22 protein-coding genes, 2 pseudogenes and 1 riboswitch are annotated in these 18,414 nt (G+C 39.2%); of the genes and pseudogenes, 15 read left to right on the top strand and 9 right to left on the bottom strand.

The window, feature by feature from the left end; all coding sequences use genetic code 11:
* Window positions 1-82 precede the first annotated feature (82 nt).
* Entirely contained in the window at window positions 83-403 is a 321-nt protein-coding gene (locus ACFX4X_RS08255) for a YckD family protein (protein WP_377382895.1), read from the bottom strand.
* Between the two features lie 279 nt (window positions 404-682).
* Here ACFX4X_RS08255 and ACFX4X_RS08250 point away from each other — a divergent pair, with 279 nt between their 5' ends.
* On the top strand, window positions 683-829 hold the full coding sequence (locus ACFX4X_RS08250) for a lmo0937 family membrane protein (protein WP_125161371.1): 147 nt from the start codon (window positions 683-685) through the stop codon (window positions 827-829).
* A 99-nt stretch (window positions 830-928) separates the two neighbouring features.
* Here the strand turns inward: ACFX4X_RS08250 and ACFX4X_RS08245 are convergent, their stop codons facing one another.
* A complete protein-coding gene (locus ACFX4X_RS08245; protein WP_377382893.1) occupies window positions 929-1,846 on the bottom strand; it encodes an NAD(P)/FAD-dependent oxidoreductase in 918 nt (305 codons plus the stop codon).
* 153 nt (window positions 1,847-1,999) lie between these two features.
* Window positions 2,000-2,323: a catDE operon transcriptional regulator CatR gene (gene catR / locus ACFX4X_RS08240; protein ID WP_061463475.1), complete on the bottom strand. Its 324-nt coding sequence runs from the start codon at window positions 2,321-2,323 to the stop codon at window positions 2,000-2,002.
* 243 nt (window positions 2,324-2,566) lie between these two features.
* On the opposite strand from catR, the gene ACFX4X_RS08235 reads away from it, so the two are divergent.
* The 3 genes from ACFX4X_RS08235 to ACFX4X_RS08225 all read left to right on the top strand — a co-directional run bounded on the left by ACFX4X_RS08235 (window position 2,567) and on the right by ACFX4X_RS08225 (window position 5,260).
* The gene (locus ACFX4X_RS08235) at window positions 2,567-3,667 is read left to right on the top strand and encodes a nitric oxide synthase oxygenase (RefSeq protein ID WP_377382891.1); all 1,101 of its coding nucleotides are present in this window, start codon (window positions 2,567-2,569) and stop codon (window positions 3,665-3,667) included.
* A 60-nt stretch (window positions 3,668-3,727) separates the two neighbouring features.
* Window positions 3,728-4,000 (top strand): hypothetical protein, encoded by a 273-nt coding sequence (locus ACFX4X_RS08230; RefSeq protein WP_284470547.1) that lies wholly within the window; start codon window positions 3,728-3,730, stop codon window positions 3,998-4,000.
* Window positions 4,001-4,321: 321 nt separating this feature from the next.
* Window positions 4,322-5,260, top strand: a complete 939-nt coding sequence (locus ACFX4X_RS08225) for a magnesium transporter CorA family protein (RefSeq protein ID WP_377382889.1) — start codon at window positions 4,322-4,324, stop codon at window positions 5,258-5,260.
* A 30-nt stretch (window positions 5,261-5,290) separates the two neighbouring features.
* Here ACFX4X_RS08225 and ACFX4X_RS08220 read toward each other — a convergent pair whose 3' ends face one another.
* Complete coding sequence (locus ACFX4X_RS08220; RefSeq protein ID WP_377382887.1) at window positions 5,291-5,482, bottom strand: hypothetical protein; 192 nt, start codon at window positions 5,480-5,482, stop codon at window positions 5,291-5,293.
* A 98-nt stretch (window positions 5,483-5,580) separates the two neighbouring features.
* Between ACFX4X_RS08220 and ACFX4X_RS08215 the strand changes: the two genes are divergently transcribed.
* Entirely contained in the window at window positions 5,581-5,742 is a 162-nt protein-coding gene (locus ACFX4X_RS08215; protein WP_377382885.1) for a hypothetical protein, read from the top strand.
* A gap of 123 nt (window positions 5,743-5,865) precedes the next feature.
* Here ACFX4X_RS08215 and ACFX4X_RS08210 read toward each other — a convergent pair whose 3' ends face one another.
* Window positions 5,866-6,000 carry a YuzL family protein gene (locus ACFX4X_RS08210; RefSeq protein ID WP_089363323.1) on the bottom strand — a complete coding sequence of 45 codons (135 nt, stop codon included), beginning with the start codon at window positions 5,998-6,000 and terminating at the stop codon, window positions 5,866-5,868.
* Window positions 6,001-6,098: 98 nt separating this feature from the next.
* On the opposite strand from ACFX4X_RS08210, the gene ACFX4X_RS08205 reads away from it, so the two are divergent.
* A complete protein-coding gene (locus ACFX4X_RS08205; protein WP_089363324.1) occupies window positions 6,099-6,350 on the top strand; it encodes a YkuS family protein in 252 nt (83 codons plus the stop codon).
* 46 nt (window positions 6,351-6,396) lie between these two features.
* Here ACFX4X_RS08205 and ACFX4X_RS08200 read toward each other — a convergent pair whose 3' ends face one another.
* A complete protein-coding gene (locus ACFX4X_RS08200; RefSeq protein WP_377382884.1) occupies window positions 6,397-6,852 on the bottom strand; it encodes an OsmC family protein in 456 nt (151 codons plus the stop codon).
* 293 nt (window positions 6,853-7,145) lie between these two features.
* Between ACFX4X_RS08200 and ACFX4X_RS08195 the strand changes: the two genes are divergently transcribed.
* From ACFX4X_RS08195 to ACFX4X_RS08185, 3 genes are read left to right on the top strand one after another with little or no spacing between them, the layout of a single operon-like run.
* Window positions 7,146-7,907: an SDR family oxidoreductase gene (locus ACFX4X_RS08195; RefSeq protein WP_284472049.1), complete on the top strand. Its 762-nt coding sequence runs from the start codon at window positions 7,146-7,148 to the stop codon at window positions 7,905-7,907.
* Window positions 7,908-7,935: 28 nt separating this feature from the next.
* A complete protein-coding gene (locus ACFX4X_RS08190; protein ID WP_377382882.1) occupies window positions 7,936-8,427 on the top strand; it encodes a hypothetical protein in 492 nt (163 codons plus the stop codon).
* The gene (locus ACFX4X_RS08185) at window positions 8,420-9,472 is read left to right on the top strand and encodes an alpha/beta fold hydrolase (protein WP_377382880.1); all 1,053 of its coding nucleotides are present in this window, start codon (window positions 8,420-8,422) and stop codon (window positions 9,470-9,472) included. Before ACFX4X_RS08190 ends, ACFX4X_RS08185 begins: the two co-directional genes overlap by 8 nt.
* A gap of 182 nt (window positions 9,473-9,654) precedes the next feature.
* Here ACFX4X_RS08185 and ACFX4X_RS08180 read toward each other — a convergent pair.
* Window positions 9,655-10,252, bottom strand: a pseudogene (locus ACFX4X_RS08180) (nitroreductase family protein).
* Window positions 10,253-10,495: 243 nt separating this feature from the next.
* Here ACFX4X_RS08180 and ACFX4X_RS08175 point away from each other — a divergent pair.
* From ACFX4X_RS08175 to mmuM, 6 genes are all read left to right on the top strand, one after another.
* Window positions 10,496-11,473 carry a ring-cleaving dioxygenase gene (locus tag ACFX4X_RS08175; protein WP_377382878.1) on the top strand — a complete coding sequence of 326 codons (978 nt, stop codon included), beginning with the start codon at window positions 10,496-10,498 and terminating at the stop codon, window positions 11,471-11,473.
* Between the two features lie 25 nt (window positions 11,474-11,498).
* Window positions 11,499-12,446, top strand: a complete 948-nt coding sequence (locus tag ACFX4X_RS08170) for a ring-cleaving dioxygenase (RefSeq protein WP_289337468.1) — start codon at window positions 11,499-11,501, stop codon at window positions 12,444-12,446.
* A complete protein-coding gene (locus tag ACFX4X_RS08165; RefSeq protein WP_284472050.1) occupies window positions 12,446-13,054 on the top strand; it encodes an alpha/beta hydrolase in 609 nt (202 codons plus the stop codon). Before ACFX4X_RS08170 ends, ACFX4X_RS08165 begins: the two co-directional genes overlap by 1 nt.
* Before the next feature lie 18 nt (window positions 13,055-13,072).
* The gene (locus ACFX4X_RS08160; RefSeq protein ID WP_125161363.1) at window positions 13,073-13,681 is read left to right on the top strand and encodes a flavin reductase family protein; all 609 of its coding nucleotides are present in this window, start codon (window positions 13,073-13,075) and stop codon (window positions 13,679-13,681) included.
* 159 nt (window positions 13,682-13,840) lie between these two features.
* Window positions 13,841-13,943: riboswitch (SAM riboswitch) on the top strand.
* Between the two features lie 82 nt (window positions 13,944-14,025).
* Entirely contained in the window at window positions 14,026-15,420 is a 1,395-nt protein-coding gene (gene mmuP, locus ACFX4X_RS08155) for an S-methylmethionine permease (protein ID WP_284470555.1), read from the top strand.
* Entirely contained in the window at window positions 15,410-16,372 is a 963-nt protein-coding gene (mmuM, locus tag ACFX4X_RS08150; RefSeq protein WP_377382876.1) for a homocysteine S-methyltransferase, read from the top strand. The genes mmuP and mmuM overlap by 11 nt, the downstream gene beginning before the upstream one ends.
* Before the next feature lie 173 nt (window positions 16,373-16,545).
* Here mmuM and ACFX4X_RS08145 read toward each other — a convergent pair whose 3' ends face one another.
* Together ACFX4X_RS08145 and ACFX4X_RS08140 are read right to left on the bottom strand one after the other, a co-directional pair.
* Window positions 16,546-17,037, bottom strand: coding sequence for a DinB family protein (locus ACFX4X_RS08145; RefSeq protein ID WP_377382874.1), 492 nt, complete (start codon window positions 17,035-17,037; stop codon window positions 16,546-16,548).
* Window positions 17,038-17,187: 150 nt separating this feature from the next.
* A pseudogene (locus ACFX4X_RS08140) lies at window positions 17,188-18,212 on the bottom strand (IS1595 family transposase).
* Window positions 18,213-18,414: the final 202 nt, after the last annotated feature.

Genomic DNA, 18,414 nt, shown 5'->3' with positions numbered 1-18,414 from the left:
TTTATCAAGAAAGAATGAAATGAAAAAAATCCGGCCTTTTATCAGGACGGATTATCATGCTATATAGGCAAAGAACATAGAATTACTTATGCATATGACCTGTATGTGGACGATGCGGCGATATTTGAAAATTATGTTCTTCCATCATTTTATAATGTTTTTCAAAATGTGAAAACATTTTATCGGCTTCTTCTTTTGATAGCGCACCATATTCAACATATTTTTCGATCAACTTCTTTTTGTCTGCAAGTATTTGCTGGTGTATCTTTGCAATTTCCGATTTTTGAGCATCAGTGAATTGTACACTTTCCGGTTTTGCTTTAGTTCCATGTGCAGACGGGTAATCCATGTTAACTAAGAATAGGGAACAGGCTGTTAAACAGATGATTAAAAACTTTTTCATGGATGAACGACTCCTTCTTTTGTTTTTGCCTTTTCTATAAAGATCTGCAGAACCTTAAAAACTTGAAAGGCCTTCCTTATGGTGAATGTTTTCAATATGGAAGATTCCTCATTCATTTTTATCTTTTACAGAATTTACAGTTTTATGTAATTTTTTTGGTTTACCCACAAAAGGGTTTGTTGCAGAAAGATATGGGTAATTTAAATGTAAGCAAAACATTCTGAAGAAACTTCTTATAAAGAAAGATCCATTATGAGAAGGGAAGGAAGGGAGATTATAATGCTTTGGACAATTATTGGTGTAATAATATTATTATGGGTTCTTGGTTTAGTCTTTAAAGTGGCTGCAGGCTTTATACATATCCTGCTTATCATCGCGGTCATTCTCATTTTGGTTAAAGTTTTTAAAGGTAGGAAGCGAACGTAGATTAGATGTGAAACGAAGTCTTACGCAGAAGATTTTTATAAATAACGATTGCAAAGGGCGGCCTGGTGAAAAGGTCGCCCTTTTAATTTCCCATAGGTGTTAATCATAAGGAAGTGGCTGGCCCAACAGTCTCTTATGAATCCAAATCGCGGCTTGGGTCCCATCCCCCATCGAAATAGTGACTTGTTCGGAATGGGCAACAAGGTCACCGCCGGCCCAAACTCCTGTAATATTCGTTTCTTTAGTGCGGGGATGAATCACGACATGATTGTTTTCGTTTACATGCACACCTAATTGTAAGGCGAGGCCATTATTAAGTTTGTTCCCTTTAAACGCCGTGAATGCCTTTTCGGCTTCAATTATTTTACCAGATACTAATTGTATTGCGGTTAACTGCTGTTTGGCATCTACTAGAACCTCTTCGACTTCTTCCTCGAATACGGGAATTTGATTTTCCTTTAACTTTTCCCTATACTTTTCATCAATTTTTGATTTCAAGTGATTGACGTAAATGATATCCTTTGACCAATATAATAAAGTAAGGGCCATTCCTGCACCTGCATTTCCGCCTCCAAGGACCACGGTTTGCTTATCCATGATCTCATACCCATCACAGTCAGGGCATATATATGTGGATGTCCCAAGGGTTGTATAGATGTTTTTGATTGGAGGGATGTTATCGGTAATGCCGGTACCTAGAAATATCATTTTTGCTTGATATTCCATGCCCTTCTTTGTGTGGATAAAAAACTTGTCCCGCTTTTTTTCAAGAGATGTCACTGTATCTTCCAAAAATTCAACATCGAATTTTTCTGCGTGCTGTCTGCCCAGAGTCCTTAATTGGTGCCCGCTTACCCCATCTGGCCATCCAAGAATGTTATGGTAAGCCTTGGCTATGGAAGAACGGCCTTGAGCAGAATCAATGACAATAATATCATGTTTATATCTTCCGAGCTGAATGGCTGCCTGAATACCAGCTATACCACCACCAACAATAATGCAATCTGCTTGCTTCATGAATACACCGCCCATACAATTTTGGAATAAACCTAGTGTTATTCTAACTGTAAAAAATATACCACTTGTCGCAGGCACCTAAACAAACGCTAGATATGAAAAAGGGAAAGTCTGCCAGCTGGCGAACTTTCCTCGATTTCTCTAATGCCTATTTTATTGGTTCTGTATTGGTTCGAGCCATTCTTGTGCCCAGTTTTGAATTTCTTTCATTACCGGTGCAAGAGCCTTGCCTTTTTCAGTTAAAGAATATTCAATCCGGACTGGTGTCTCTGGATATACGTCCCTTTTTACAATACCTTCAATTTCCAAGTCCTTTAAACGTTCAGAAAGAATCCTGCCGCTGATCGGGAAGGCAGATTCAATATTACAAAACCGTTGAGGGCCATTAAGCAATTGATTGACAATCAATCCAGTCCAGCGTTTACTCAAGATTTGCATTCCTTTTTCAAATCGTGGACAAAGTGTCGTATTATTCATCATATCACCCCATTATTTTTATATTATAATGCATTTACCTCTTATGTAACAACTTTACCGAATATTATTTAGTTACTAGAGATGTTATAGTATAAGAAATTTATGAACTTACTTTAAGTATCATGAATAAAATTTTCGCCTCAGAATTGCCACATTTTAAAAGAAATGCTCTTTTAAAAATGTGTTCCTTTAGAGATACTATGAAAAATATGTTACTTTATTATTGAAGTCAAAGAGTTGCAAATGGAAGGATCCGTGGGAAAGATGAGTGATTTACTGCAAGAGGCCGTATCCTTTATCAGGACAAGTTACCCGGAATTATTGAAAACGAAAGAGGACATAAATGGCAGGATCGAACAAATCAAAAAGGAAATAAATGAAACAGGCAGATATGAACATACATATGAAGAATTGGTTTATGGTGCTAAATTAGCTTGGCGTAATAGTAATCGTTGCATCGGGCGCTTTTTTTGGGAGTCGCTGAGGGTGATTGATAAAAGGATGATTCAAAGCGAGGAAGAAATAGTATCGGCTCTCTTTGAGCATATCGAATACGCTACGAATGATGGAAACATCAGGCCTTTGATTACAATCTTCAAACAGAAAGATCATGATGTAAAAGTGGATATTTGGAATCATCAGCTTATTCGTTATGCAGGATATGAGACAGAGCATGGTGTAATTGGTGATTCAAGTTCAATAGAATTCACAAAGCAATGCATGGCATTAGGATGGGAAGGGAAATTTGGACCTTTCGATCTTTTACCCCTTGTAGTCCAGTTGGACGGAAAAACCCCTGACTTTCATGAAATTCCTGAAAGTCTAGTTAAGGAAGTTCCAATCACCCACCCTGAGTTTACATGGTTTCAAGATCTTCAAATCAAATGGTATGCAGTTCCAATCATATCTGGTATGAGGCTAGAAATTGGCGGTATTACTTATTCAGCTGCACCATTTAATGGGTGGTACATGGGAACGGAGATTGGCGGCAGAAACCTTGCTGATGAAGATCGCTACAATATGCTTCCAGCAATAGGGGAGAGGATGGGCTTGGATATTAAACGTGATTCGAATTTATGGAAAGATCGAGCCTTGATCGAACTGAATGATGCAGTCCTTCATTCGTTTAAAAAACATGGAGTCAGCATTGTTGATCACCATACGGCAGCAAAACAATTCAAGAAATTCGAAGAAAAGGAAACTTCATGTGACCGAAAAGTAACGGGTGACTGGACCTGGTTAATTCCACCGGTGTCTCCAGCTACGACACACGTATTTCATCAGCCGTATAACAATGAAATAATGAAACCTAATTTCTTTTATCAAAAGCCTCCATACAAATAAAGGTTTACATCAACGGGCATTGGGTATATATATATTAATCCAATATTAAGGGGGAAGGTAATGATGGCATTAGGAAGAAACGTAGTATTACTAGGAGTCGGAGTTGCCGGAGTCTCATTTTTTTCAAATAAAACGAACAGAGGAAAAGTGAAGGACATGTGGTCCAATGCAAAAGATAAAACATTAAGTTTTTGGAATAGGAAGGCTTCAGAGCTGGACCCTGTAATTGAAAAGGCAGGTCACCCCGATCCATATGATCATGAAGATAATAAAATGGTAGATGAAGGCGCCATGTATGGTGTTCACTATTATAATAATGCTAAGCATGGATAACGTAATAAAAAATCGCTTGGAGATTCTAAGCGATTTTTTATGGCTTTATTTGATCTTTTTTTAAATCGTTAAATTCAGATGATTGCGAATTTTAAACAGGGTGTTCAAGGTGGTAAATTCGTTATTGTGCTTTAAAAGAATAAGGATTAAGATTAAAGAATCGAAAGGAAGTGGATACGAGTGAGCAGCAGTTCTTATGATCCTGAACCCAGTAAGCAAGAGGAAGCCAATATGATGCTAGAAGTCGAGACTGTTATTCTCCCTGAGTATCTGCTCGAAGAAGGTAAATAAGGCTTTCTCTATAGAAGAGGAGGTCATCAAATGATTGAAATCTACAAGACGAATGAAAACCGGCACCTAAACAATATCGAGGAAATGACAAAAGGTTCCTGGGTGAATATTGTCGCGCCGACAGAAGCCGAAATAGATTATATATGCACGACTTTGAAGTTACCGATTAATTTCATGAAAGATCCGCTGGACGATGAGGAAAGGCCCCGCATAGAAAAAGAAGATGATAATGTTTTAATTATTGTCGACTTCCCATATTTGACTCGGGACGAAGCCGATTTACCCATCTTTGAAACGATTCCCATAGGGATGATCTTTACCAAAGACTGTTTTATTACAGTATCTTTGAAAGAAACCCCAATTTTAGCGAATTTCAAAAACAATAAGATTAAAGGATTTTTCACCAATAAGAAAACAAGGTTTGCTTTACAAATATTATTTGAAATTTCATCCTATTATTTACGGTACCTTAAACAGATTAACAAGATGACTAATGAAGCGGAACGTGAATTGCATCAGTCAATGAAAAATAAAGAACTATATACTTTTTTGGCTTTGGAAAAAAGCCTGGTTTATTTTACTACATCATTGAAATCCAATCGGGTAGTACTTGATAAGATCCTCCGTTTTAATTATTTGAAAATGTATGAAGAAGATAAAGAATTGCTTGAGGACGTAATCATCGAAAATGCACAGGCAATCGAAATGGCAGAAGTGTATCTCTCGATTTTAAGCGGGATGATGGATGCATTCGCTTCGATTATTTCGAATAATGTCAATAATGCCATGAAGTTCCTAACCTCAGTGACAATTATTTTAACGCTTCCGACGATGGTGGCAAGTTTTTACGGAATGAATGTGGAACTGCCATTTGAACATAATCAGTTGGCTTTCATCTTTACATTATTAATTGCCATCACTTTAGCGGGGACGACGGCATTCATTTTTTGGAAGAAGAAATATTTTTAAGAGAAACCGGCTTATAAAGCCGGTTTTGTTTTATTCCTCAAAAAAATCAGAAAATCCATCACTGTTGATTCGATCGGAATAGGGGTTCTCATCATTTACATTCTTTGCATCCAAATTTGTTTTGATGACTAAACGGGGACTCTGTGATGGTTCCCTGATGATACGGTCGTTCAGCTCTTTAAAATCCGGTGCATTCTTATTGCCGGGTTTGTTTGGTTCCAATAAAACCACCTCCATTAGTATCTTTGCAATAAATGATGTGGTGTATTCATGAATATTCTTTGGTTTGGGAAAGATAAAGGAATGAGGAGGAGATCATGATGACCAAATGGAACGAACAAGCCGCTCCCAATAATAATTTAAAGGCAAGTGATTTTAACCAGGATGAAGCAGAAAAAGCAAAAGTGGGTTCAAAAACCATTGATGGGGATCAATTGAATGATTTAAAAATCCAACGGGAAATCAGGAAACAAAATATATAAGAAAAGAGCTTCCTGGGTGCGGTACAATTAACATGGATTATGCAGTGGAAAAACGCTTGGCGGTTAAACCAAGCGTTTTTTGTCCAAAATGAAAGCGGAATTCCATGATGGGATTCATTTTGATCATGAACGCTTTTGCTTTTTAAGTGAAGATGGTTGAGTGAAGGACCCGGTTTCTTTTGTAGTGGTACCTTGCCCCTCAACCTGAGAAGAACCTAAACGGGTTTGTGATGCATCTTTCTTGTGTTTTCCATTCATGTTTATCACCTCGATATTACTTTCCCTATTTCCTTTGCATCCTATACATATATTGAAGGTGAAAAGGACAGGTTAGAAAGAAGAGGAGGTGTGTGTTGATGTCAAAAATCGGTGTTGAAGAATCATTAACGAATATTCAGGAAGCACTTCGTGAAAAAGGTTTTGATGTTGTGGAGATTAAACATGAAGCTGACGCAAAAAACGTGGATTGTTGTGTGGTAACAGGATTGGATACTAATGTGATGGGAATTAGTGATACTTCATTAAAAGCGTCTATCATTGAGGCAAATGGTTTATCGGCTGATGAAGTGTGCCGCGAGGTTGAAAATAAAGTGAACGCAATTCAATAGTTCAAAAAGTGCCTAACCTTTATCGGTTTAGGCACTTTTTTTCTGTTCAAGGATGTTGTGCAATGGAAATTACAGCGTTCAATTCCACAGCTACATTACCTTTGATCGCTCTTGAAATCATACAAGAAGCGTCAGCTTTTTCAGCAAGCTTTCTTGCCTTTTCAGCCGCTTTTTCAGATGTATCCGGTGCTAATACAAGTGTAGGGCGATGAATGATCTTCTTGTAGGTGAATACACCATTCGTAACATCCACTATGGCTTCCGATTGCATGGTCAAGCTGGCCTTTTTTATATGGGCTCGCTCTAACATGGCAGCAAAGGTAATGATATAGCAAGTCGAGGCCGCTCCAAGCAGCATTTCATCGGGATTTGTGCCGATCCCTGGTCCCTCCATTTCCGTAGGGATACTTATCTGTGTTTGAAGATTCCCTGATTGAATAATGCCGATATCATTTCTACCGCCGGGCCATTCTGCTGTTAAATGAAAGTGATGTATGGTCATTTTAAAACCTCCTTACTATTCTCTAGTGTAAACGATTAAATAGGTCAAGTATTCGATTTTGCTCAATCGGCCGAATAAAGTGCCCGTTCGGTCAATTATCACCGATTGGGACATAAAAACCTGCCGAATAATCTAAAGGAATCGGCCCATTAAAGGTTTGGTAAAACAAAAGGCAGAGGCATTAGGCTATTTTAAGCACAATATTGGATAGGCTTTTCTATAATGATATAGATAGTTCTATATAAATAATAATTCATTACGGAAGGGCTGAAAAGTTGACTACATTGAGCAATATGTTCGATTTGACTAATAAAACGGCAATCATTACCGGAGGCGGAAGAGGATTGGGCAAACAGATTGCTATGGCTTTGGGGGAGGCTGGCGCTAATATAGCCATTGCTTCACGAAATCTTCCTGTATGTAAGGAAGTATGTGAACACTTGCAATCAATGGGTGTTAATGCCATTGCCTTTGAATGTGATATAACGAATGAGAGTGACATTGATCTTGTGGTAAAGGAAACGGTTGCTCAATTCGGTACGATTGATATTCTTGTCAATAATAGCGGCACGTCCTGGTCAGGTCCATTTGTGGATCTTCCCAAGGATAAGTGGGAAAAAGTATTGAATGTAAATGTTACAGGTACATTCTTGTTTTCACAGGCTGTAGCGAAGGTTATGATGCAGCAAAATTCCGGAAAAATCATTAATATCGCATCCGTGACAGGTCTTGGCGGTACGTTTCCTGAGGTATTGGATACCATAGCTTATAACACCAGTAAGGGTGCCGTCATTACAATGACTAAAGATTTAGGAGTTAAACTTGCTAGATACGGCATCCAGGTCAATGCGATAGCACCTGGATTTTTCCCGACCAAAATCACAAAGGGAATTCTTGAGAAATCCAATTATGACATATTAGGTAATACTCCGGCTCGCAGGTTTGGCAATGAAGATGATTTAAAGGGAGCCGCCGTATTTTTAGCCTCACAGGCTTCTGACTATATGGTTGGTCATATTTTGATCGTTGACGGGGGAACATCGGCATTAGTATAAATGGAGGAGAAAGGAAGGAAAGATATATATGGCTAAGGATTCAAATTTTTATAAAGGGCTTAAACTACTAGGAGCACAAAAAGAGCAAGAGCTGAATCACAAAATTCAAAATCTGCTGAATAACCGGGAATTAATTGAAGCAGTAAGCGACAATGCACAATTGCAGATTCCAAAAATAAATAGGATGCAGGAAGCCTCAGAAAGATTGTCCATCATCATGAATTACCCAACAAAAAAAGATGTAGCGAGTCTTGCAAAATTAGTCATCCAGCTCGAAGAAAAAATTGATAGGTTAGAAGAGTTACTTATGGATAGGGACGGGAATTTCACCGGGAATTCTTCATTTCGTAATAAACGGAATGCTTATTCATCGCGTAAAAAGTTAAAGAAATCAAGTTGGGAATCCAATGAAATAGAAGGGAGTAAAAAAAGGTTAGCGGATTTTATGAATGAGTCCTTATTATTAAGTGCACAGTTGCCTAAATTCGATTCATTTGGACAGGGGAATTCAAATGTCTAAACGGAAAGTGCCGAAAAATCAGTCCGAACCCATATCTAAATGGAAACATTTTTTGGATATTCCCAATCAGCCTATGCCTGAAATCGGTCTGACGTCGAAAAAAGAGGTGTGGAAAAAAAACAAATCAACGCTCTGGTATTATCCTTCTGCACAAAAAAAATATGATGTGCCGGTTTTTCTTATATATTCACTAATCAATACTCCATTGATTCTTGATTTGTCCCCAGGGAATAGTTTAATAGAATCTTTTGTAAATGAAGGTTTTGATGTATATTTGCTTGATTTCGGAAGCCCGGGTTTTGAAGATGGCGAGATATCGATCGAAGATTATATCGTCGATTATATTCAAAAAGGAGTGCAGCGTGCATTACGTCACTCTGGAGCATCAGAAATTACAGTTATGGGGTTTTGTCTCGGCGGTACGTTAGCAGCAATATATGCTGCCATTGCCGACGAGCCGATCAAGAATTTGATCCTCTCCGTTACACCGGTAGATTTCAGCGCCTCAGAATTTTTTGATCAATGGCAGGAAGCATTAAAAGAAGGGACCGTTGATTTTGACGAGACGATCGATATTTATCAAACGATCCCAGCGAGTGCAGTTAAATATGGAATCCGTTTAATTACATCTCCTATATATATATCACCCTATTTATCTTTATTGAATAAAGCGGATGATGTTGAATACGTTCAAAATTGGCGCCGTTTCAACGCGTGGGCCAATGGGCATGTGCCATTATCCGGAGCAGCTGCAAAACAAATAACGAAGGATCTTTTGATGAAAAATCGCTTGGTTAATGGTGGTTTTAAGGTTAGGGGGAAAAAGGCGAAGCTTTCGAAAATTGATGCTAGTGTTTTGGTCATAGCAAATAAGTATGATCGTTTGGTCCCTCAGGAGATGATTTATCCGGTAATGGAGCATCTAACATGTAAGGATAAGACATACAGCCTACTGAAAAGTGGACATGCATCCAAACAATATTCAGGTAAACTCCCATATTATTTGAAGGAATGGCTACCGGGGCGTTCTTCACCAATTAAATAAGTTACTGGGGGAAGTGAAATGTACGTATTGAACGACAGTGAGTATATTAAAATCATGCTGGTTTTGGCGTATTTAGGCTTTGCATCACTGATATTTTCAAAATTCCTTGCAACATTACCGGATTATTAAAGTGAAATAAATGAAAGGGCTGGCTCGGCATATAGAGCCAGCCCGTTATTGTATTATCGATAATATTTTACCCGTTCTTCAAGAGGTGAGAATTCTTTATCCCCAGGTTCTGCAGTGGGTTTTCCAAAGGGCATATGTGCGATGAGTTTCCAATCCCGAGGAATATCCCATGCCTTCTTCACTTCTTCATCGATTAAGGGATTATAATGCTGAAGGCTTGCACAAAACCCCTCGATTTCCAATGAAGTCCATACGCAAATTGTAAAATGCCAGATGAATGGTTCGACCAAATCGGAAAGTTATCGGCATACGTTTTGAATTGTTCTTGAAGCCCATCAATAATGGCTTGGTCTTAAAAGAATAAAACCATACCATAACCATTTTTAAATGACTTCATTTTTTCTACCGTTTTTCCAAAATCTTTGTCCCCGGCGGTTTTTCGTAATGTTCCCTCGTGATATCCCATAATTGGTCGTGGCTTTGACCAATTAAAACAATCACTCTTGCACTTTGGGAGTCGAAAGCGGAAGGGGAATGTTGAACGGCATGATCGATAACTTCTTTAATCCTTTTATCAGATACAACACTTACCTTGCTAAGGGAATAATAAGAGCGCCTATCTTCAATTGAGCATAAAAAATCTGTAGCCATATCACACCTCCATTAATTATACCGACTTATTTTGACCTGGTTTTAATATTTTATTATAAGTGAATGCGGGTGAAATATTTAAATGAAAGAAAGGTTGACAAATAAATCACTATCATTTATCTTTAAATCAAGATATTTTTATTAAAAGTAATTTACCTCTAGTTAAATATCTCGAATTCAAGATATTATTTGCGGATAATTCATCTCCGTAAGGGGAGATTTATAAAGATAGGAGTGGTACAGATGGAATTAAAAGGATTACATCATGTTTCAGCGATTACAGCTAAAGCGGGAAACAACTTTGAATTCTATACGAAAGTGTTAGGGATGCGATTAATCAAAAAAACGGTGAATCAAGATGATGTTCGTGTGTATCACTTATTTTATGGAGACCAAATTGGGTCTCCTGGTACAGAACTGACGTTTTTTGAAATTCCCAATGCCGCCCGCACTCACGAAGGAAACAATAGCATTTCAGAAATTTCTTTAAGGGTTAGGGATGATAGAGCACTTGAATATTGGAAAAAACGGTTTGTAGAATGCAATGTTGAGCATGATGAAATATCGACCCGTTTTAAAAGAAAGGTGCTTTCTTTTAAAGATCCTGAGGGGCAAAGGCTTCTTCTGGTTTCCGATCAGGGTAGTAACGGAATTCAAGCAGGTGTACCATGGGATGGAAGCCCGGTACCGCAAGAGTTTTCCATCATTGGATTAGGACCAGTAAAACTCACTGTACCCAATATTGACCAGACACAAAGCGTTCTAACGGAGGTGTTGGGGTTCCGGAAATCAGGAACATACCCATCTTCTTTAAGGGGGCAAAATCCGATTGTCGTTTACGAGACAGGTGAAGGTGGAACAGGAGCGGAAATCCATATTGAAGAAAGGAAGGACATCCCTCGAGAACGATTGGGGAGGGGCGGAGTACACCATGTTGCCTTTCGGGTGGATAATGAAGGGGAACTGAGAAAATGGATAGAAAAAATTAGTGAATCGAATTTTGTGAACTCGGGTTATGTAGACCGCTTTTATTTTCGTTCCCTCTATTTCAGGGAGCCGAATGGCATCTTATTTGAACTAGCGACAGATGGACCTGGTTTTACAGTGGATGAAGCAGAGCAGCACCTAGGTGAAAACCTTGCCTTACCACCTTTTTTAGGATCGAAAAGACAGGATATTGAATCGAATTTAAAACCACTAAATACAAAATCAACAAATTAATCAACCGGGAAAGGAAGTAATCGGCATGCAAAAGAAAACCGCGGGAATACATCATATAACAGCAATTGTAGGCAATCCTCAAGAGAATGTGGATTTTTATGCTGGAGTATTGGGAATGCGCATGGTGAAGAAAACCGTCAATTTTGATGACCCAGGAACCTATCATTTATATTTTGGGGATGAATCAGGTTCACCAGGGACCATCATCACTTTCTTTCCTTGGCCAGCGGCATACCAAGGGAAAATTGGCTCTGGACAAGTGGGGATTACAACATATGCGGTTCCGGAAGGTTCAATGGATTTCTGGGAAATGCGGTTGAACAGGTTTAATATAGTATTCGAGAAAGTTTCACGTTTTGGAGAGGAATATCTGGAATTTCAAGATCCCCATGGTTTGCAACTTGAACTGGTTGAGCGTAAAGAAGGGAAAAATAGCGAGTGGTCATTCGGCGGTGTACCAGCTTCCAAGGCGGTCAAGGGATTCGGCGGTGCCGTATTATTGACGTCAAAACCGATCAAAACGATGGAACTATTAGAGAAAGTGATGGGCTTGCAAAAAATTGGGGAAGAGGGCGATTACATCCGCTTCAAATCCACATCGGACATCGGAAATTTGATAGATGTTAAAAAAACGGTTTTGCCAAATGGGAACATCGGAGTGGGAACTGTCCATCATCTTGCATGGCGTGCCATCGATAATGAAGATCATAAAGAATGGAGGGAGCATATCGCCAACCATGGCTATGGTGTGACACCCTTTACAGACCGTCAATACTTCGATGCCATTTATTTCAGGGAAGATGGAGGCATACTTTTTGAAGTTGCCACAGATCCACCTGGCTTCGCTCATGATGAAACGAAGGAAACGATGGGTAGTAAATTAATGCTGCCGCCATGGCTGGAAGAAAAAAGGGGAATCATGGAGAAAACGTTACTGCCGGCAGTGCCGAGAGTACTGGAGGAGGATAAATGATGAAGCATATTTTTCAAAAAGGAAGTAATCCAGAAGCGCCATTGCTTTTGCTTTTACATGGCACTGGAGGAACGGAAACAGATCTCTTGCCATTAGCGGAAATGGTTTCACCGGGATCATCCGTATTGAGCGTACGGGGAAATGTACTTGAAAACGGAATGCCTCGTTTTTTCCGCCGGTTATCCGAAGGGGTTTTTGATGAAGAAGATTTGATCTTTCGTACGAAGGAGCTTTATGACTTCTTGGAATCAGCGTCCAAAAAATATGACTTCGACCGTGAAAGAGTGGTAGCATTAGGTTATTCCAATGGTGCAAATATAGCGGCAAGTTTGCTGTTCCATTTCGAAGTGGCATTACAAGGAGCGATTCTTCATCATCCCATGGTGCCTAGAAGAGGGATTGCTTTGCCGTCCCTTTCGGATATACCTGTATTTATTGCTGCAGGTAAAAACGATCCGATTTGCCCGGCAGCAGAAACTGATGAACTTAATCAACTTTTACTGCAAGCTGGTGCTACAGTGGATGTTCAATGGGAAAATTACGGTCATCAGTTAACACGTTCAGAGGTTGAGGCAGCGGGTTCATGGTTTCAAAAGAACTTTTTATAAGAATGAGAGGGAATGAAGATGATTTCTGTTAATCCTGAAAGTCTTACTGAACGGGATAATTATAAGTTTTTGACTGGAAGCATTATACCGAGACCTATAGCCTTGGTTACGACACAATCCGAAACCGGTACAATCAATATAGCGCCGTTCAGCTTTTTTAACATAGTCAGTTCAAATCCTCCAATGATTTCCATTTCTGTTCAACGGAAAGAAGGAGTTTCAAAGGACACGGCTCGAAATGCAATTCAAACAGGTGAATTCGTTGTTCATATCACTGATGAGAATAATGTAGCTGATGCAAATCGAACGGCGAAGGAACTCCCATCTGACGAAAGTGAATTGGGTCTTACCAATTTCACGCCAGCTGTCAGTGATAAGGTATCCGTACCAGGATTGCAAGAAGCAAAGGTACGCTTTGAGTGCATATTAGAGCATGCGATACCATTGGCAGGTTCCCAGAATAAACCCGGTTGTGATTTATTGATAGGGAAAATTGTCTGCTATCATATAGAGCAAGATATTTACCATAATGGCCGAATTGACCAGAATGGGCTAAAACCTGTCGCAAGATTAGCGGGTCATACTTATACAAAACTAGGAGAATTATTTGAATTGGAACGTCCTTAAGAATTGTGGCGACACCTTTAAAAAGATGTCGTCTTTTTTTTATATCTTCCGTTATCTCCAAGTCTTGAGCGACTTGCCCGCAAAAAAGCAAGTCTTTACAATCCAAAACAAATACTTGACAATTTTTTCATAGATTGATAAAGTAATAAAAAAATAAATTTCTTATCCAGAGAGGTGGAGGGACTGGCCCTATGAAACCTCAGCAACAGGTCTGCTACGACACTGTGCTAATTCCAGGGGGTGAAACCCTGATAGATGAGACCCTACGTTTTTATTTGTCAGTAACGCACTCTTATTAGAGTGCGTTTTCGTTTTTTCTGGATGCAGGATGAAGGGGAGTATGAATGGAGAACAAAAGGAAGCATGAATTTCAACGGGAAATGAAAGCACGGCATTTAATCATGCTATCGCTTGGGGGGGTGATTGGAACTGGTTTATTCTTAAGTACGGGTTATACGATTCAACAGGCTGGCCCGTTTGGCACTATCCTTTCGTATCTGATAGGGGCACTAGTGGTTTATCTGGTCATGCTATGTTTAGGTGAACTGGCAGTACATATGCCCGAGACAGGTGCGTTTCATAGCTATGCAGCCAAATACATTGGACCTGGGACAGGGTATACAGTAGCCTGGTTGTATTGGCTAACTTGGACTGTTGCACTAGGTTCGGAATTCACGGCCGCTGGATTGTTGATGCAGAGATGGTATCCATCAATCAATGTCTGGATTTGGAGTGCTCTATTTGCCATTTTGGTTTTTGTATTAAATGCACTGACTGTCAAGTTTTTCGCTGAATCTGAATTTTGGTTTGCGTCAATAAAGGTAATTGCGATCGTGATATTTATTATTTTGGGAGTTGCTGCAATGGTAGGTTATATTCCAATGACTAACTCTCAATCAGCACCGCTATTTTCCAATTTTATAAGTGCAGGTTTATTTCCTAATGGTGCTTTTGCCATTATCATGACGATGCTTGCAGTGAATTTTGCATTTTCTGGAACTGAATTAATCGGAATTGCAGCTGGAGAAACTGTGAATCCAGAAAAAACGATACCAAAGGCAATTCGTCTGACATTGTGGAGATTGATTATCTTTTTTGTAGGAACCATCGTTGTATTATCCGCATTATTGCCTATTTCGGATGCAGGCGTATTAGAAAGCCCCTTTGTGGCCGTTCTTGAACGAATTGGAGTGCCGTATGCAGCGGATATTATGAACTTTGTTATTTTAACTGCCATTTTGTCTGCTGCAAACTCAGGTCTATATGCCTCTTCCAGAATGCTTTGGTCACTTGCAGATAAGAAAACCATATCACCAATATTCGCAATATTAACAAAACGAGGTGTTCCGATATATTCAGTCATTTTTAGTATGTTGGGCGGTGGTTTAGCCCTGTTCTCTAGTGTTATTGCACCGGATACTGTGTATATAGTGCTTGTGTCCATTTCGGGTCTGGCCGTGGTTGTAGTTTGGATGAGTATTAGCGCTTCACAGTTCCTATTTCGGAGACGATTTATAAAAGAAGGAAATTCAGTAAATGACTTGGCTTATCGTACACCATTATATCCGCTTGTACCAATCATTTCTTTCATGCTTTGTCTTTCTTCTTGTATAGGAATTGCATTTGATCCTACACAACGGATTGCGCTTTATTGTGGTATTCCATTTATTTTGTTTTGCTATGGAAGTTATTATGTAACACAAACTTCAAAGAAAAGAGGCGTAGATCTTGAAGAATAAAATTAACCCAATTGACGCTATTTTACGAGAACATTCAGTCATGATTCTGGACGGGGCTTTAGCTACAGAGCTTGAGCGGTATGGGTGTGATTTGGACGATCCGCTGTGGTCTGCCCGTGTATTGCTTGAAAATCCAGAGGTGATTTATCGGGTTCACACTGACTATTTCCGTGCAGGAGCGGACTGTGCGATAACTGCAAGCTACCAAGCTACTGTTGAAGGTTTCTCCTTGCGTGGAATACAAGAAAAAGAGGCCCTGAAGTTAATTCAGAAAACGGTGTTTCTCGCAAGAAGAGCGAGAGATGATTTTTGGAAGGAAGAGACGCAAACGAATAGACCTAAGCCATTGGTTTCTGCATCAGTAGGACCCTATGGGGCTTACCTCGCTGATGGTTCAGAATATGTAGGAAACTATGGTGTTTCAGATGAAACTTTAGCAGAATTTCATCGAATAAGAATATCAGCTTTGATTGAAGCAGGTGCTGACCTTATAGCATTTGAAACGATTCCATCCCTGCAAGAAGCAAAAGTATTGAATTCATTATTGAAAGATTATCCAGAAGTATATGCTTGGCTATCCTTTTCTTTGAAAAATGAGAAAGCAATAAGTGACGGTACATTGCTGGAGGATTGTGCAAAGTTCTTTGAGGACAGTGAGCAAATTGCTGCGATCGGTATTAACTGTGCACCAGTATCAGTTGTCACGGACGCCATCAAGGTGTTAAGTGCGAACACAAAAAAACCAATTATAGTTTATCCGAATTCTGGTGAAACCTATGATCCACAAACTAAAACATGGCATGGTCAAGAATCATGTAACACGCTCGAACCAAAATCTGAAGAATGGCACCATGCTGGGGCACGTTTAATCGGAGGATGCTGCAGAACGGCACCTCATCATATTGAAGAGATTTCAAGAAAGTGGCGACCTTCCGAAGTGGTATCCTCATAGCTTTATTCCTATATCAACTATTTTTAATAATCATTATATAAAAAACAAGGCTTTGTTAAGTAGTATTGTTGTTTTTTAGCTATAAAATATGGGAACGTCCGATTTGGACGTTCCCGTTCTTATTGCATTAAAGCCTACTATAATGGAATAACGGTAAAGCTAATGAAACTTTTTTAAAAGCTGCGTTTCTCTGGCCAAGCTCCTTGCATTTTACTAAGGAATACAATTTGCCCAATATGATATGCGTCGTGCATTGCTAAACTCTTCAGTTCAAGCACTAATGAATTATCACCTGGAATCTGTCTATACAAATCTTCATGTTCTGATTTTTCTAGTATTTTTCCAAGTTCACGATGAACATAAAAGTATTCTTGTTTTGTTTCCTTCCAATTTTCTAACGTCTCAGTTGGTAATCGAAATGTAGAGTCATTATTTTCTGCCTGTGGTTCATTCGCTGTTTCACCAAGAAATCGCATCAGATATCTCTTTTCAAAGAAAAGTAAATGACAAACTAATTCCCAAATGGAATTCATTGCCCCATCAGCTGGTTTCCAAATTGCCTGTTCAAAAGTGATGTCCTCTAGCACTTTTTCTAGTGGTGGAAACCAGTCTTCTTCATCTAAGCAGCTTGCCCATTGTTGTAACAAAAGTGTCTTTACATCCATTCCCTATTCCCTCCAATTTAATCCCTTTAATAGATATTCCCTTTGGTCAAAATTCATTTGCGGCGTGTTGTAGATAGCTCACTAATTAAGGTGTCATGTCAATTCCTTGTTCAATTAAACTGGCCCAATAACGGAACAATGAACGTTCTGTTATTTGGAAAATTCTGATAACCTTAGTTTATCATAAGTTGTGTTAACTGAGAAAGAACAACTGTCTAAAACCAATTTGGTTATCGTAAAGTTATCTTTTATATGTTTGATGGTGTCTAAGAATTGGAACCAGCTCAAATAATGGTCTAGATATTTAGTCGCTACACCATTAAAACGCTCCATCCAGCTCTTTAAACGGCTGTGATAACTATTTACATTCTGGATGTGATAAATCCCCTTTAACTCGCTCCCTACCATTTGCTTTAAAGCGATGACGCTCAATTCCTTTTTCTTTGGCATAAGTCATAAACGCCCGTCAAGCATCCGTACATAGAACATTTTGTATTGATAGCTTGGAACCTAACGCTTCGTCCAAACTTTCATTTTATAATACGCCCTTGTCCTATTGTTTTGGAAAACGTTCTCTTTTGGCGGTCTCTGGCTACAAGAACGCATACTTGGTCCTTACTTATTCCTCTAAACTCCGGACTACCACCGCGTAACCTTGGTTTTCGACCTTGGATATTCCGTTTTCCTTTCTCGGCATAGAGCAAATAGGTTTCATCCATTTCTACTATACCTTCGAAAAGTTCAAAATCCATCTGTTTCAATGCAGTTAGAATTTTATGCCTCCAATAAAAAGCGTTACATAATGAGCACCAATGAGTTTAGCTGATTTCCGAAGGGAATACCCTGCAATCATACATTCGATGAACTGAAGCCATTTACTAGGCATATGAGTTCTGTGAAGTGGAGTGTTCGTCATATCGTGAATGTTTCACCGCACTCTTTGACGAATCAATGGTATTGATTGTAGTTTTTACCTGATATTTACCGAAGCGAATGACATTAGTGGATTGACAATGGGTGCAGGTGTAGCCGTCTTGGTGTTTCTGTTCTGATACATCAGTGAATACAGACTCTGTTTCTCCCGCACTCCCTAATGAGTTTGTGAAGAACTCATTCAAGCGCTGCTGTCTTTGGCTTAGATTTCTGATTTGGTTAATTATGTCCGCTCCCGCCATTAAAACTCACTCCCTCTCAGTAATTTTAGCTCGTTATAGAACAAACTTCGGTATAATCAAATAACAACATTATTCTTTAACAAAGCCAAAAACAAACAGAACAGGAAGCGTCTTTATCAGGCGGTTCCTGTTCTGTTTGGTCTCTTTATTCGTTCAGTAATATGTAAAGAGACCGGGACCAGCCGCCTTGCTTATTTTTGTC

It is taken from the genome of Peribacillus sp. YIM B13481, from assembly GCF_042787985.1.
Taxonomy (GTDB): domain Bacteria; phylum Bacillota; class Bacilli; order Bacillales; family DSM-1321; genus Peribacillus; species Peribacillus simplex_A.
This window is presented reverse-complemented; position numbering and strand designations above follow the sequence as displayed.

Excerpts from the sequence above, each read along its gene's own strand:
- ACFX4X_RS08255 (WP_377382895.1), bottom strand. The coding sequence starts at position 403 with ATGAAAAAGTTTTTAATCATCTGTTTAACAGCCTGTTCCCTATTCTTA.
- ACFX4X_RS08250 (WP_125161371.1), top strand. The coding sequence starts at position 683 with ATGCTTTGGACAATTATTGGTGTAATAATATTATTATGGGTTCTTGGT.
- ACFX4X_RS08245 (WP_377382893.1), bottom strand. The coding sequence starts at position 1,846 with ATGAAGCAAGCAGATTGCATTATTGTTGGTGGTGGTATAGCTGGTATT.
- catR (WP_061463475.1), bottom strand. The coding sequence starts at position 2,323 with ATGAATAATACGACACTTTGTCCACGATTTGAAAAAGGAATGCAAATC.
- ACFX4X_RS08235 (WP_377382891.1), top strand. The coding sequence starts at position 2,567 with ATGGAAGGATCCGTGGGAAAGATGAGTGATTTACTGCAAGAGGCCGTA.
- ACFX4X_RS08230 (WP_284470547.1), top strand. The coding sequence starts at position 3,728 with ATGATGGCATTAGGAAGAAACGTAGTATTACTAGGAGTCGGAGTTGCC.
- ACFX4X_RS08225 (WP_377382889.1), top strand. The coding sequence starts at position 4,322 with ATGATTGAAATCTACAAGACGAATGAAAACCGGCACCTAAACAATATC.
- ACFX4X_RS08215 (WP_377382885.1), top strand. The coding sequence starts at position 5,581 with ATGACCAAATGGAACGAACAAGCCGCTCCCAATAATAATTTAAAGGCA.
- ACFX4X_RS08210 (WP_089363323.1), bottom strand. The coding sequence starts at position 6,000 with ATGAATGGAAAACACAAGAAAGATGCATCACAAACCCGTTTAGGTTCT.
- ACFX4X_RS08205 (WP_089363324.1), top strand. The coding sequence starts at position 6,099 with ATGTCAAAAATCGGTGTTGAAGAATCATTAACGAATATTCAGGAAGCA.
- ACFX4X_RS08200 (WP_377382884.1), bottom strand. The coding sequence starts at position 6,852 with ATGACCATACATCACTTTCATTTAACAGCAGAATGGCCCGGCGGTAGA.
- ACFX4X_RS08195 (WP_284472049.1), top strand. The coding sequence starts at position 7,146 with ATGTTCGATTTGACTAATAAAACGGCAATCATTACCGGAGGCGGAAGA.
- ACFX4X_RS08190 (WP_377382882.1), top strand. The coding sequence starts at position 7,936 with ATGGCTAAGGATTCAAATTTTTATAAAGGGCTTAAACTACTAGGAGCA.
- ACFX4X_RS08185 (WP_377382880.1), top strand. The coding sequence starts at position 8,420 with ATGTCTAAACGGAAAGTGCCGAAAAATCAGTCCGAACCCATATCTAAA.
- ACFX4X_RS08175 (WP_377382878.1), top strand. The coding sequence starts at position 10,496 with ATGGAATTAAAAGGATTACATCATGTTTCAGCGATTACAGCTAAAGCG.
- ACFX4X_RS08170 (WP_289337468.1), top strand. The coding sequence starts at position 11,499 with ATGCAAAAGAAAACCGCGGGAATACATCATATAACAGCAATTGTAGGC.
- ACFX4X_RS08165 (WP_284472050.1), top strand. The coding sequence starts at position 12,446 with ATGAAGCATATTTTTCAAAAAGGAAGTAATCCAGAAGCGCCATTGCTT.
- ACFX4X_RS08160 (WP_125161363.1), top strand. The coding sequence starts at position 13,073 with ATGATTTCTGTTAATCCTGAAAGTCTTACTGAACGGGATAATTATAAG.
- mmuP (WP_284470555.1), top strand. The coding sequence starts at position 14,026 with ATGGAGAACAAAAGGAAGCATGAATTTCAACGGGAAATGAAAGCACGG.
- ACFX4X_RS08145 (WP_377382874.1), bottom strand. The coding sequence starts at position 17,037 with ATGGATGTAAAGACACTTTTGTTACAACAATGGGCAAGCTGCTTAGAT.